General features: G+C 37.9%; 19 protein-coding genes. All 19 read right to left on the reverse strand.

Features of this window, described 5'->3' with window-relative positions:
* Positions 1-33: 33 nt before the first annotated feature.
* Positions 34-414: a DUF8042 domain-containing protein gene (locus AC3WTB_RS07505; RefSeq protein ID WP_099663650.1), complete on the reverse strand. Its 381-nt coding sequence runs from the start codon at positions 412-414 to the stop codon at positions 34-36.
* A gap of 13 nt (positions 415-427) precedes the next feature.
* Positions 428-769 (reverse strand): flagella biosynthesis regulatory protein FliT, encoded by a 342-nt coding sequence (gene fliT / locus AC3WTB_RS07510; protein WP_369879979.1) that lies wholly within the window; start codon positions 767-769, stop codon positions 428-430.
* On the reverse strand, positions 766-1,170 hold the full coding sequence (gene fliS, locus AC3WTB_RS07515; RefSeq protein WP_039181781.1) for a flagellar export chaperone FliS: 405 nt from the start codon (positions 1,168-1,170) through the stop codon (positions 766-768). Before fliS ends, fliT begins: the two co-directional genes overlap by 4 nt.
* A gap of 17 nt (positions 1,171-1,187) precedes the next feature.
* Positions 1,188-2,702 (reverse strand): flagellar hook-associated protein 2, encoded by a 1,515-nt coding sequence (locus tag AC3WTB_RS07520; RefSeq protein ID WP_492333544.1) that lies wholly within the window; start codon positions 2,700-2,702, stop codon positions 1,188-1,190.
* Between the two features lie 20 nt (positions 2,703-2,722).
* The gene (flaG, locus tag AC3WTB_RS07525; RefSeq protein ID WP_039181788.1) at positions 2,723-3,064 is read right to left on the reverse strand and encodes a flagellar protein FlaG; all 342 of its coding nucleotides are present in this window, start codon (positions 3,062-3,064) and stop codon (positions 2,723-2,725) included.
* Positions 3,065-3,225: 161 nt separating this feature from the next.
* A complete protein-coding gene (gene csrA / locus AC3WTB_RS07530) occupies positions 3,226-3,450 on the reverse strand; it encodes a carbon storage regulator CsrA (protein WP_008360181.1) in 225 nt (74 codons plus the stop codon).
* Positions 3,444-3,878 (reverse strand): flagellar assembly protein FliW, encoded by a 435-nt coding sequence (gene fliW, locus AC3WTB_RS07535; RefSeq protein WP_041088051.1) that lies wholly within the window; start codon positions 3,876-3,878, stop codon positions 3,444-3,446. The genes csrA and fliW overlap by 7 nt, the downstream gene beginning before the upstream one ends.
* A gap of 28 nt (positions 3,879-3,906) precedes the next feature.
* Entirely contained in the window at positions 3,907-4,485 is a 579-nt protein-coding gene (locus AC3WTB_RS07540; protein ID WP_048237554.1) for a DUF6470 family protein, read from the reverse strand.
* Positions 4,486-4,531: 46 nt separating this feature from the next.
* Entirely contained in the window at positions 4,532-5,440 is a 909-nt protein-coding gene (gene flgL, locus AC3WTB_RS07545) for a flagellar hook-associated protein FlgL (RefSeq protein WP_492333545.1), read from the reverse strand.
* 9 nt (positions 5,441-5,449) lie between these two features.
* Positions 5,450-6,970 (reverse strand): flagellar hook-associated protein FlgK, encoded by a 1,521-nt coding sequence (flgK, locus tag AC3WTB_RS07550; protein ID WP_041088045.1) that lies wholly within the window; start codon positions 6,968-6,970, stop codon positions 5,450-5,452.
* Between the two features lie 15 nt (positions 6,971-6,985).
* The gene (locus tag AC3WTB_RS07555; protein WP_024423619.1) at positions 6,986-7,468 is read right to left on the reverse strand and encodes a flagellar protein FlgN; all 483 of its coding nucleotides are present in this window, start codon (positions 7,466-7,468) and stop codon (positions 6,986-6,988) included.
* Positions 7,469-7,486: 18 nt separating this feature from the next.
* Positions 7,487-7,750 (reverse strand): flagellar biosynthesis anti-sigma factor FlgM, encoded by a 264-nt coding sequence (gene flgM, locus AC3WTB_RS07560; protein WP_024423620.1) that lies wholly within the window; start codon positions 7,748-7,750, stop codon positions 7,487-7,489.
* A 79-nt stretch (positions 7,751-7,829) separates the two neighbouring features.
* On the reverse strand, positions 7,830-8,249 hold the full coding sequence (locus AC3WTB_RS07565; RefSeq protein ID WP_039181808.1) for a TIGR03826 family flagellar region protein: 420 nt from the start codon (positions 8,247-8,249) through the stop codon (positions 7,830-7,832).
* 56 nt (positions 8,250-8,305) lie between these two features.
* Positions 8,306-8,962 (reverse strand): ComF family protein, encoded by a 657-nt coding sequence (locus tag AC3WTB_RS07570; RefSeq protein WP_231746861.1) that lies wholly within the window; start codon positions 8,960-8,962, stop codon positions 8,306-8,308.
* 26 nt (positions 8,963-8,988) lie between these two features.
* Positions 8,989-9,282, reverse strand: a complete 294-nt coding sequence (gene comFB, locus AC3WTB_RS07575; protein ID WP_058837538.1) for a late competence protein ComFB — start codon at positions 9,280-9,282, stop codon at positions 8,989-8,991.
* A gap of 49 nt (positions 9,283-9,331) precedes the next feature.
* Positions 9,332-10,729: an ATP-dependent helicase ComFA gene (locus tag AC3WTB_RS07580; RefSeq protein WP_492333546.1), complete on the reverse strand. Its 1,398-nt coding sequence runs from the start codon at positions 10,727-10,729 to the stop codon at positions 9,332-9,334.
* Between the two features lie 120 nt (positions 10,730-10,849).
* Positions 10,850-11,692: a DegV family protein gene (locus AC3WTB_RS07585; RefSeq protein WP_039181815.1), complete on the reverse strand. Its 843-nt coding sequence runs from the start codon at positions 11,690-11,692 to the stop codon at positions 10,850-10,852.
* Between the two features lie 216 nt (positions 11,693-11,908).
* A complete protein-coding gene (gene degU, locus AC3WTB_RS07590; protein ID WP_008348273.1) occupies positions 11,909-12,598 on the reverse strand; it encodes a two-component system response regulator DegU in 690 nt (229 codons plus the stop codon).
* A gap of 64 nt (positions 12,599-12,662) precedes the next feature.
* On the reverse strand, positions 12,663-13,838 hold the full coding sequence (degS, locus tag AC3WTB_RS07595) for a two-component sensor histidine kinase DegS (protein ID WP_003213166.1): 1,176 nt from the start codon (positions 13,836-13,838) through the stop codon (positions 12,663-12,665).
* Positions 13,839-13,956 lie beyond the last annotated feature (118 nt).

The raw sequence follows: 13,956 nt of genomic DNA on the forward strand, positions 1-13,956 counted from the left end.
AATTTCCTCCGAATGGTCTGAATTGGACAAAAATTAATGAATGACATACGGCCTCATACAGGCATGTATTTCATCCATCCACTTTCTATATTCAGGTATAAAATATGATTTCAGGAATGATTGGAAGTTATTTGAAGGGAATGTATAGAAAGCTAGTATATCAAAACTTAAAAATATTTGATCAAACGAACGAATCGTTTTGGCAAAGTGTTCATTTTCAATAATTGAAAGCAGAAGGGGGTGTGTTGTGTCTAAATGAAAGAAGGCATGGATCAGATCATTAAAGATCCGATCCCCTTCTGTTTTGTCAAAATCCTTCTCAATTTCATCTAAATATTTTAGACTCTCTTCTATCGTGTATAGAAGTTCATAATATGTGGTTAATAAAATATAGTCATTTGAACGATACGCCACAGGTCTCACCTATTTATTTCCGTTTATCGTAGTATACGCCGTCACTTGTTATGGGCTGGTATGGATTTTGATAATTCAGCTGTTTTGTTTTCTTTTTTTGAATGGCTTGAATATCTGCTTTTATCCCATTTTGGATAACCGTTAATTGCTTCGCCATCTGTTGATCTGTTTGTATGATTTCACGGATTTTCTCTTTTTCTTGATCCGTCAATTCATGCTGTATATCTCTCATTAATTCGTCTCTCTCAATTAAAAAGGCATCGAAGTCTTCAACCAGTGTCTCACTTTGCGGATTTCCCGCTATTTCGGCTGCCATTTTTAATGTTTGATCATGCAGCTGGTCTACAATACTCATAGAGAGCCCCCAATAGAGTGGTGGCGGCCTTTTCGATCGGTTTGAATGACTTCCTTCCACGCATCACGGAAATCAGTTACGTACTGTTCTACTTCATTCAATATCTCTTCGTCATTTTGAAGATTGGCTTCTATCAGTCTGCGATAAATGTAATCATACATACTTGCCATACTCTTTGATACGTCATAGGAACGATTTAAGGTGACATTTAATTCTTGAATGATGTTTTGAGCCTTTTTCAGGTTCAAGTTTCTCGTTTCTGCATCCTCTTTTTGAATGGCATGCTTCGCTATTCTGATGAACTTTAAGCAGCCTTCATAAAGCATAAGCGTCAACTCGGCAGGTGTTGCGGTCTCAATAGAATTTTTCTGATAGGCGGCATAAGGGTTCTGTATTGCCATATGTTATAAACCTCCAATTATTGTCCAAGCAGTTGAGAAAGGTAGCCAGATTGGTTGTTTAGCTTTTGAATTGCACTATCCATGGCGTTAAACTTTTTGTAGTAACGGGCTTCAACCATTTTTAAACGATCTTGGAATGTACTCATTCGTTTTGTCAAAGAATCAAGGTCCTTACCAAGTCCATATTCCTTTGATTCCATTGTTGTGCTGCCCGCCTTTTTTTGAATGCTCTTCGTGAAGGCAGATAAGGAATTTTGGATACGATAAATGATTCCTTGTTCTTTATATTGCTGCTGCGCTTTTTCTTTATCCTTTGAATCCACATTTAAACTACCTGATATGAACATTTGACTGATCTTCTGTGGATCTGCTTCAATGGCTTCTTTTAGTTTATTGTCATCAATTACAAGCTTTCCTCCATCTTTATATTTATCTGAAGTAGTAATTCCAATTTGTGTGAGGTGAATTTTATTCCCATCACTAGTCGTAATATCAGCATAAAAATCACTTCTTATTTTAGAAGCTCCAGATCGTAAAATAGAATCACTTCTCAGCAAGCCAGACTTCGCGGTCGTTTCCCATAGTTCCACTTCTTTATCAGACATTGCTTTTTTCTCTTCTGCTGTTAAAGGATGATAGTCTCTATTTCTTTTTTCATTGACTTTACCATTAATTTGCTCAACAAGCTCATTGTATTTATCAACAAATTGTTTAATCTTATCAAAGATTGCATCAACATCTGTTGAAACGTTTAAGCTGACAGGCTTATCCGTTGTTCCTTTAAGCTCGTACGTAATACCAGCCTGTACAAAGGTATTGTTGTTATTTTCCATTTTCAGGCCATTAATCTCGTATTGCGCCTTCAGTCCTTGAGTGGTCGCAACTAATTTGTTATCTCCATCTACTTGAAAGCCTAATTGAGTGAAGAATGAAGCCGAATTACCATCAGCTGCTTTAATACTGACGCCTTCACCCGTTGTCCTAGAAGTAAGAGCAATGGTATCCACGTAGTTCGTTCCATCAAAGATTTGGCCTTTGTAAGCCGTCACACCTAATTGCGAGCTGTTCAGCTTTTTCACGATGTCATCGATTGTATCGGTATCAGAAGTATTGATTGTTACCATTTTTGGTTTTGTTGAATCTGGTGTTGTCACTTCAAACGTAAATGTGCCATTTGCAGGTGTAAATCCAGATGTACCAGAGGACTTGAAGACAGAAGCTGTCGCTAGCTGAGTGACATGAATAGAGCCAGAGGTCGCATTAGTTGATCCAGTTGCTGTGACGGCAGATTCATTTGAGCTTGTCACTTTTTTGGCGCCATATGTACTTGGATACCCTAAGCTTAAGCTATTAATCAAATCACCTAATTCTTTGATTTTCGAGTTAACCTCGCGATAGCTGTCTCTTTGCCATTCAAGTGTTTGTTTCTGGCGCGTCATTGTATCAAGTGGTGCCTGCTCCGTTTTCATCAGCTTTGATACGATTTCATCAATATCGAACACATTTGAAAATCCAGTAATACGATTGACCATTGTTTATGTTCTCCCTTCATTTACATTCTTTTATCTACAAATAAACCGACAATTTCTGTCATTGCCGCATAGAAATCAAGCCATTCCTTGGAAGGAATTTCTCTAATAACTTCTTCTGTTTGGTTATCTACGACTTTGACATAATATTCATTGAGTTTTTCATGTAATTCAAATTGAAGATGAAATTGAGTAGGCTCAATCAGCTTGTTTGCGCCTTGAAGCGTTTTTTCAATTTCTTCTTTTGAAACAGCCCTGCCATTTGCTTGTGAGTCAGAGTTTACATTGTCATTCTGGTTATTAGAAACACGGGTTTGAAATGCATCGATAATTGGCTCTAGCGATGTCAACTTACCAACAGACATAGTTATTCAGCTCCTGTGCTTTAATCTATCTTTTATATCGGCTTTGAATTTGCAAATTAAATATAGATGGACCGATTTGTTAAAGTTTCCTATAGATCATGAACATCTGTATCGGAACACGTTCACACGGAGAAGGACAGCTGAATGCAATAAAAAAATCCTCACTTTTTTTGTGAGGATAATTGAGAGAGAAGATCTAAGGATAAGCTCGCAGCACGATTGTTCTCTTCTTGAATAGACAGGTACACTTCTTTCCTGTGAATATCAATGTGCTTAGGAGCCTCAATCCCGACTTTCACTTGATCGCCTTCGATTGAAATAATCTTGACTTCAATATCATCGCCTATTTGAATTGACTGGTTTAATTTACGAGACAGCACTAACATGAGGATGCCACCTCTAACAAATGTTTTGTATGATAGGCTGAATCATGCAAAATCACCTGCTTGGCTTTCATGTTTTTCCGGTTCACAATAATAGGCGCTCTTAAATTAGCTGTTGTTTTTTCAATAGATGATTCCATTGTTAAAATAACCATTACTTCCACATCATTGGCATCTTCTACTTCCAGAATGTCTACAACCGTTTCGTCTAAATCAAATTCGTATTGATTGAAGAATAAAAACGGACTGCTGACGATAAAGCCTAATGCTGCGTTTTTCAATGATTGAAGAACTAAAAACGGAGATTCTTCTGATAAAGGCAAAATGACAAACTGTTTTTGATCCAGAAATCCTGGTATCCCGTTAGAGAAGTTGATGATTTGCTCCTCTTTGATTGTCACTTCACCATGGTATTTTGTTTGAATGATCATAATTCACGACCTTTTTCGTTTTTCTTAACTATACCTTATCACCATTTTGGCCCGTTTCGTCAACTTCTATTTTTAATTCTGGGTATTGTAACATATCAATATTGACCTTACCTGGCTGGTAGTTAACGATTGGTTTATGAGGTGTTGCCTCTATGACAGCTTTTTGCGGCTCCACATCAATTTGAAGCTCAGAAGGCTGATAGTGAATTTTCACACTAAAGAATGAAGGTATCACACCAATGGTGAATTGTTTTGCTGGAGGACTGCCGTTGATCTTGGCAAATTCAGCAATCGCATTTCCACCATTCTCGATCTTGATAAGTTCACTTCCTTCTTCCGCTCTTCGGCCCATTCCTTCTCCAACAGCACGCTTCCCCTCAGCTGCCCATTCCTCAGAACGTCTAAAAATCGACTTGATGTCCATATCCGCAAATGCCTCGGTTTGATCAATGGTTAATTTCGATGGTGTCCTTTTGATATCCATGACAGCTCGCGGCTGCTGAATCTCAAGGTCCGCTCGTGGCTGCTCTACTTCTTGCCTAGAAGGAGTTGTCGACATTTGAAGCTTTGCATAGGTTTGCTGCATTAACAATCTAGGGATTTGCATATATTCACCTCCATGATGCAAAAAAGCACCCTACGGATGCTTTTTATTATCTTAAGAAATCAACAAGGGATGGCTGAATGACTTTAGCTGTTGTCGCTAAAGCAGCTCTATTCACCGTCTCTTGTTGAAGAAGATCAAGAATTGCCTTTTCACTTTCAACATCTTCATTATCTGATTTAGCATTTTTCAATACTTGGTATTGTGAAGTTAAACGACTTCCTACTAAGTCAACACGATTCGAACGCGCTCCTAGGTCAGATCGCTCAGCACTCATCACTTCTTTAAACTGATCGATACTTCCTAATGCATCATCAGAATTCGCGAATGTTCCATTTTTCAATGAATTTTCTAAATCAGTCAGCATTTCAATGACATTTTGACCGTTGGCCTGTCCACCAAACGCTGAGATTGGATTTGAGTTTACATTTAAAGTAATCCCATCAGAAATATTCGCTTGAACAACATTCGCATCTGTATAATTTTCGAAGTTAAATGTATACGTTCCGTCTGCATTCTCAACAACTGGTTTAACATTTGTATTTGTCCCATTAAATACGAACTTACCTAGCATTTGAGTGTTCATTGCATCGATGATTTGATTCTTCATCTGACCAATTTCCACTCCGATAGCTGCTAAATCTTCTGGCTGCTTTGATCCGTTTGCCGCATCAAGCACTTTATCTCGTATATTTGACATAATATCAATAATTTCAGTGACACTTGTTTCAGATGTATCAATCCAGTTTTGTGCTTCATTTAAGTTATTTTTATACTGTTCATTTCGAAACAAGGCAGTACTATATTGAAGGCTTTTTACTGCTGCAACAGGATCATCAGACGTATTCGTGAAACGTCTTCCTGTTTGTGCCTGCTCATTAATTTTAGAAAGTTTTTCGTAACTTTTACTAATATTTCGAAGTGAGTTTTGAGAAATCATACCTTGTGTGACTCGCATCCGTTATCCCTACCTTCCTACGACACCCATGCCGTTTATTACCTTATCCAGTACTTCATCTTGTAATGTCATAATTCTCGCAGCCGCATTATATGCATGCTGGAATTGGATCATATTCGTCATTTCTTCATCGATGGAGACAGCGCTAGTCGACATTCTACGTTCATTGGCTGAATTGACAAGAGCAGCTGAACTGCTTTCAAGCGTCATGTTCTTTTTCCCTTGTACCCCCATCTCAGCAATAACATTTTGGTAATAATCCTGAATGGTCGTTGTATTTCCGCCGATTGGTAATTTTAAGTCTTGTATATTAGCTAATTTCGTAGCATTCGAACCGTCACCTTGAGTTTGATTGAGAGATGCTGCAATATTATCTGTTGATGCTAAAATGACATCGCTCACTTTAATACGAGCTGCCAAACCTTTATTCAACTCATTGTTATTCTCGATATCAAAAAAGTCTTGTCCACTTGCACCAGTTAACGTGTACCCCTGCTTATGTACATCGTTAAATGTATCCATGAATACTTGTGCTACTTCATCCAGTTCTGCAAGCATATCTGGATACATGCCTTTTTCAGCACCGTTTGACATGTAGCCATAAGCCTCAACAAGTGCTTTTACTTTACCGTTTACTTGTAATTGATCCGCTGCAATAGTTGTTGTTCCGAATTGAAGTGAGTTAACAAGTCCCGTAGTATTATCGTAAGAGATTTGCAGTTCAGACTTTTCATTTGTAATACCATTCAAAATGTTTCCAGCAGATTGTCCATTTGCACCGATAATGTCGATGTTGACAGTTCCTTCAGCAATTTTAAGTGCATTACCGCCAGGTGGATTGTAGCTGACCTTAATATCAACAAGTGAGGATAATTGATCTACCAAAGTATCACGTGTATCATAAAGATCATTTGGAAGATATCCATTTGGCTCAACTGCTGCAATCTGTTTGTTCACTTCATCTATTTGAGATAATAGAGTGTTTACATCTTTGGCTGTTGAATCGAGTTCCGTTTTCAAATTCTTTTGTACCGTTGTTAAAGAAGAATTGAGCAGACGGAATTGGTCAACTAGAGCCTGTGCACTTGTTTTAACAACTGTACGTGCAGAAGCTGTATCAGCATTTTTTGTTTCTGATAAGACCTGTAATGATTTCCATAGGTTATCAAAAGCTCTGTTCAAGCCTTCATCCGTCAAATCATTCATAACCCCTTCCATCTGTGAAAGGGCATCTGACTTCGTTGAGTAGTAAGACAAGTTGTTGTTATGATCTCTATATTGTAGATCTAAAAAGCTATCTCGAATTCTTTCAACCGTTCCAACTTGTACACCTGTCCCCATTTGACCATACGTCTTTCCATCATAAACAGAAAGGACTGGATAAGGATTTTCTGCTTTAAAGGTCACTCTTTGTCTTGAGTAGCCTTCCGTATTTGCATTGGAGACGTTGTTTGATGTGACATAAAGCCCTGCACGCTGGGCTGTGATTCCTCTTTTTGCCGTTTCTAGTCCCATGAATGTAGAACCCATTGGTATCCTCCTTGTTTACGCCTTTGAATCAAACAAAGCCCTTTGCTGTTTAGGCTTTGAACTCTCAAGACCATTTTGTCCGTAATTCATATTTTCTTTATTGGGGTTAACGAGATCGAATGTCAGTGAAATAAATTGAAGTGACTGCTGAATAAGCTGCTTGTTCAGTTCATTTACATCTTTTAGTTCCACCATGATGTCATTTAGTTTCTCATATAATGAAATGAGCTCTTCTTGATCTGTACCTTCAGCCTTTTCGATACATGCAGTGATGGTTGGTGATTGATCACTTTGTAAAAATTGAACGGTCGCTTCAATTCGTTTTTCTTCTAATTGAGAAATGGCCTGAATATACTTTTGCTCTAAATTCAGAACCTCTGAAAGAGCATCAATCTCATTGCTTTTCAGCATTTCTGTTTTATCCTTAGACAACTTTAATAGCTGTTCATGCAATCCATAGAGACGATGCAGTTCTTCAATAATTATTTTAACTGACATTCACGCTGCTCCCTTTTGTTATTGTTGTTTATAAAAATTCAGCATTTTATCTGCAATGCCTTTTGTATCTACTTGATATGTTCCGGCTTCAATGCTTTTTTTAATTTGGTCAATTTTATCTTGACGTTCTCTCATAATATTCGGCACCTTTTGCATTTCGATTGCCTTTTTAGAAATTTCGACTTTATCAGTTGATTTTGCTTGATTCGATTGCAACGTTTGTTTCTCATATGTTTTCTTGTAAGGATTTACTGGTTGTGTTCCATATCGATTAATTTTCACGGGATTCCTCTCGCTTTCCGTTACAGTCTGTCTTGATTCTATCCATTTTATCGACCAAACTGCAACTTAGTTTAGGGAATCAGTCGTTTTTAGGATTAATGGCATAATAGGTGTCTTTTTTCCTAGATTCAATCTCCCTTTTACGCTCTTCTTCTTGGTTCATTTGGCTGATTTGCGAATGAATATCCTGTTCACATTGGCTACATAGCTTGTTTTTCCTGATCGCTTTGCCACATCTTTCACAAGGATAATTAATATTCGGAAATTGACTAATTTGCAGTCTTTTCAAACGAATAAATTTCAAGATTAATTCTTCATCAACTTCAGTTGCATCTACTATTTCAGCGATGGTTGATTGTCTATTACTTTGTTTTCTTAAGAATTTATATACGATATCAAAAGAACGTTCTTCTTCTTCATAGCATTTGTTACAAACCGTTTGGATGGTGGTTTTTAAAAATAGCTGATTACATTGTGGACAGTTTGCCAATTGATTCATAACCAAAACCCCTTACGTTATTTTCTTTTCTTATTATCGGTTAATTATCATGATTTTTAACTACGTATCAACGTAAAAGAAGAAACACTTTTGGCACCTGCGTCTTTTAAAATTCTTGCTGCATCATAAATGGTTGCTCCCGTTGTATAGATATCATCAACTAATATAATATCCCTTTGAACAATCACATCTGTATGCTTTATTTGAAACAATCCTTTTTGATCTAGGCGTTCATTTTTCTTTTTTTTGGACTGCTTACTTTGATGTATTTTCACGAGTGGCTGCAATATTGGCTTACCTATCAAAGAAGCGATGATGACGGACTGATTAAATCCTCTTTCTTTTAGTCTTTCATGACTTAAAGGGATCGGAATCAGTAATGGTTCTTTTATGCTGAAGGAATGTTTAAATGCTGCTTGTACATCTCGTTTAAACAGCTCAACTAAAGCCGTATCACCCCGAAATTTAAAGCGGGCAAGGACATCTTTCATCAACTCATTGTAAGTATAAACTGACCTATTTTTCACAAGAACTTTAGTAGAATCAGGGCGTTCATTCCATCTAACACAGTCTTGGCACATTTGGTCATTTGACTGCGCCCTTCCACACGTTGGACAAATAGGACGCTCAATCTTTACTAAGTCATTCTTACATGCTACACAAAGACGATCATCATTTAATAGTAGGAATGATTTCCATGTAAAAGCCGGCACAAAATGTCCCTCACAAATTTGGCAATTCAATTGGTTTTCTTGTTCAGCAGCAGACGATTTTCACACCTTGGAAATGCGGAGACCTTGGAAGCTGCTTCTGTCAGAATAACTAGCATAGCAGTATTCTTCTGTTTATCCACCATCTCAGATTTACTGTAAGATATTTTATCGATGTCTGTTATATATTGTGGTTTCACTTGATTCAGTGAAATTGCTAATACATCTTCCATACACTTTTCACAATGACAAATCATGTTTAATTGGTTGAGATATTGATAGAGAATTTCCTTGAGTAGTATTTCTTTTGCATTGAGTAGCATATTTTGTCTCTCCTGCCATTTGTGTATTGTGAATATAATGTACCATGATTTAGTTGAACCCACACTGTTTTTCAGAAAACTCATTTGCAGCCGTATCATTCATTTTAACGATATGCTTCTTTGCTTGTTTCATACTTCTCGTTAAACCAAAATGAAAAAGGAAAACGTCTCCTGTACAATAATCCGGGTGTCTGCCTACTCTTCCAGAAATCTGAACAAGTGCACTCTCTGTAAAAATAGTAGATTCCGAACCTAATACCCCCACTTGAACATTTGGAATGGTTACGCCTCTTTCTAGAATAGTGGTTGTAACTAGTACATCGTATACGTAATCTCTAAAGTGCTGAACCTTTTGTTTCCTATCTGGATCATCAGCAGATACTCCCTCCACGTTTAAGGAGTGTTCTAGAAGAATCTTCGTTACCTTCTTCATGGTAGCAATTGAAGGAACAAAAAGTAATACTCTTCTTTTATTTGCAATATGTCTCTGCATCCAATTCATCACTTTACGGGGCAGCTGATTCTTTTTTAATTTCTTTTTCCAATGCCCAATCCAATGAAAGGTCGGTACGGGTAATGGTTGTTTATGAAAACGCAGAGGAATTTTTATCGTTTCCAGTTTTCCACTAGAAACCTCTCTCGTCATTTTTTTAGAGGGTGTCGCACTTAAATAAATCCTAACCCCTCCGTTCTTTCTCATCGCCTTTAGAACAGCAAATTGGAGACGTTCATCCATTGAATAAGGAAAGGCATCGACTTCATCTACAATGAGCACATCAAATGCATTTTTGTACCTCATCAGCTGATGGGTTGTGGCGATCACAAGCGGTGCAATCTGAAACCTTTGAGAACTGCCTCCATAAAGTACGGCTATTGTCATCCCTTGAAATGCTTTTCTAAGTCGTGGTTCGAGTTCAAGCACAACATCTGTTCTAGGGGTCGCAATACAGACACTCATTCCTTGATTTAACGCATATTCGATTCCGTGAAAAAGCACCTCCGTTTTCCCTGCCCCGCAAACCGCCCAAACAAGCAGATCAAATTTGCTTTTGATAGCTTCAATCATTTTTTCTGACGCTCTTTTTTGTCCTTTAGACAGCTCTCCCTGCCATGTTAATTCAGCTCGATATGTTTCTACTTTTTGTGGACCTGTCCATTCATAAAGAAACCCACATTCAGTTGCTTTTCCCATCATGATGCATGACCTACAGTACACACAATCCTTTTGACACACTTCACATGGAGAGTGAGCAAAGTACCGCTTGTGTGATACACCGCACCGGCAGCATGTAAAACCATTTGCTTTCCTCTCAATCGCAGGTGTTCGATTGACTAAGCCCTTCTCCTCCAGCCAATCCAATTTGTACTGTGGGCACCTTGTTTCGGCGGTGAGCAAATGGCGTGAATGCAGCTGCCGCATTAGTTCCATTGCTTTGTCCATATTCAACTTCACCAAACACCTTTCAATTGATGTTTGCCTATTATGCGCAAAGACATGACCTTTCGTCCAACGGGTAAAATAGAAAAACAAAACCCCTTTTCCATAAGAAAAGAGGTTTTTTAGGAATTATCTAATCACCCAGCCAAGAGCTAAAGAGCCTTCACCTAGATGGGTGCCGATCACGGCACCAAAGTAGCTTTTATAAAATTCAACATGAGGATATTTTTCTGATAAGTGCGCAATTAATTCTTCTGCTTCTTCTTCTCTATTACCATGTATCAGTGTTGCTCTCATCGGAACACCACGTGATGCATCTTCATCAAATAATTCAAAAATACGTGAAATGGCTTTTTTACGTGTGCGAATCTTCTCAAAAGGGACAATTAGCTTGTTGTCAAAATGCAGAATAGGCTTTACCTTTAAGAGGCTTCCAATAAAAGCCTGTGCACCATTTAATCTGCCGCCTCTTTGCAAATGAGTTAAATCGTCTACCATAAAATACGCCCGCTGACTTTCTTTCAGGTAATTTAGATGTGCTAACACTTCTTCTAAAGAAGCACCTTCTTGGATTTTTTCAGCAGCTTCTAACACATAAAAACCTTGTGCCATACAGCTTGTTTCTGTATCAAACGGGTAAATATCAATCCCTTCAACTAGATCATTCGCTGAGGCAGCACTATTATACGTTCCACTAATTCCACTTGAAAGGTGAATACTAATCACGGCGTCGTATGTTTCACTTAGTTTTTCATATAAGGCTATTAATTCACCAAAAGCAGGCTGAGAGGTTGTTGGAAGATCTTTGTGTTTTTTGATTTCTTCATAATATGTCTTCCAGTCCATTTCTATTTCTTCACGGTATGATTCACTGCCAAAGATGACGTTGAGGGGGATCATATGAATATTATATTTATCACGTAGCTCTTGTGGTAGATAAGCAGTACTGTCTGTTACAACGGCTATTTTCATTCTTAAATACCTTCCTTATTCGTTAAGTTACTCTTTTTTATTTTAAAAGAATGATCATTTTTTCATTAGATTTATAATAGTAATCAAAAAAGCCTGCCTAATCAATAGGCAAGCCCGCTATATCCGAAAAAGACTCCTTACCCTGTCTATCATTTCCCTCCAGATAAAATGTGAGAGAACAAAAAACAGGCGAAAAAGGAGTACTTGTCCGGAACATTATCTCATTTCTACCCAGCCGTTTTTAATTGCTACAACAACAGCTTGTGTACGGTCGTTTACATTCATTTTTTGCAAAATGTTACTCACGTGGTTTTTGACTGTTTTCTCACTAATAAAGAGCGATTCACCAATTCCTCTGTTGCTCTTTCCGTCAGCTAACATTTGAAGAACTTCGCATTCACGTCTAGTTAAGATATGAAGTGGTCTGCGAATTTCAGGATATACCTCGTGCTGTGGATGTGCTGAAACGCCGCTAGTTGCTAGGCGTCGGAATTCATTTACTAAATTATGAGTGACTTTCGGATGTAAATAAGAGCCTCCGTCAGCTACAACTTTCACTGCTTCGATAAGTGTGTCTGCATCCATTTCTTTTAACAGGTAGCCTCTCGCTCCTGTTTTCAATGCATGTGTTACATAGTTTTCATCGTCATGAATAGATAGAATAATGACTTTTGATTCGGGATAAAGCTCAACAAGCTGCTTTGTAGCCTCAACACCATTTACATTCGGCATATTAATGTCCATAATGACAACATCCGGATGATAGTGTTCTACGATACGTGCAGCTTCGTCACCGTCGTCTCCTTCTGCAACTACTTCAAAAGTAGGTTCAAAATCTAAAATCCGTTTGACACCTTCACGGAATAATTGGTGGTCATCAATAATTACAATATTTACTTTAGTCACAAGCTACGCCTCCCCATGTTTATTGTTCTACACCTGAACTTTATGGTCAATATGTCTTTTGACTCTATTTTACAATTTTATTTTGCAATGTTAGCGGCACGCGAATCATGATGAATGTCCCTAGACCTATTTTTGAGTCTATGGTCATTTTACCTTCCAGTAAGTCTACGCGTTCTTTCATGCCAAGTAAACCGAAGGATTTGTTTTTGTTTGTTTTCACATCTTTCATATCAAAGCCTTTTCCATCGTCTTTAATAATTAATGTCACAAAGTCTTTCGTTACTTCTACTTTGACAGAGATTTCTTCAGCTTCTGAATGCTTTAATGAATTTGTGACAGCTTCTTGGGCTAGTCTAAACAGTGCTACTTCAAATTGAGAAGCAATTCTTTCGCTTTCTGTATCACCTAGGCATTGGAACGTAATTTTGGTTTTCCCATCATATTCTTCAATTGTGTTTAAGTATTTTCTCAGTGTTGGAATCAGACCCAAATCATCTAAAGCCATCGGTCTTAAATCATAAATGATTCTTCTTACTTCGTACAGTGCATTTCGCACATTTTGTCTGAGACTTCTAATTTCTTTAAAGCCTTCTTCTGTACCGCGGTCTCTAAAAATCCGTTCAATTAATTCGGAACGCATCATCACGTTTGCCAGCATTTGAGCAGGGCCGTCATGAATTTCCCGAGACACTCTTTTGCGTTCTTCTTCTTGGGCTTCAATAATTCTGAGCCCAAAATCTTGTTTTGCCTGAGCATCTTCAAGTAAAACGCCGACCTGGCGTAAATCCTGGTTGAGATAGTTGAGAACAACTGTAATCTGACTCACAAGGGTTTCAGAGCGTTCTATGACGTCTTGCAAGCTTAGTAATCGTCTTTCCAGATCGTCTCTTCTTTCTCTCAGCTGCTTCTCGCGCTGCTGAATCATGGTGAGTTCCACCTGCAAGTTATGTGCTTTTTCGTAGGCCTCCCGTATTTCTTCTTCGCTGAATTTGTTGAAGTTTCTGCTGACCTCAGATAAGCGATTTCTAGCATGTCTTGTATGGACTTCCAGCTTATCCCCAAAATCAATTACTTCGTTTACTTGCTGCTTGATTTGCTTCAGCTCTTCTACTAGGCTTTCATATTGTTGACGGGACTGTTCGCCTATTCTAAATACTTCGTCCTTGCTGCCATCAACTGTACTTAGCATTTTCATGATGATTGAATCCAATAATTTTGGATCCATTTTGGGTGTTGTCATGGCTTTTCCCTCCCGTAACAGTGATGTCATCTTTTTTTATTATAAATGTCATTGATCTGCATTTTATGTCGAATTATAATGAAAGAATGCGTATAAATCTTGAAGTTTTTATGACGAC

Source organism: Bacillus sp. EB106-04-04-XG123, from assembly GCF_058791855.1.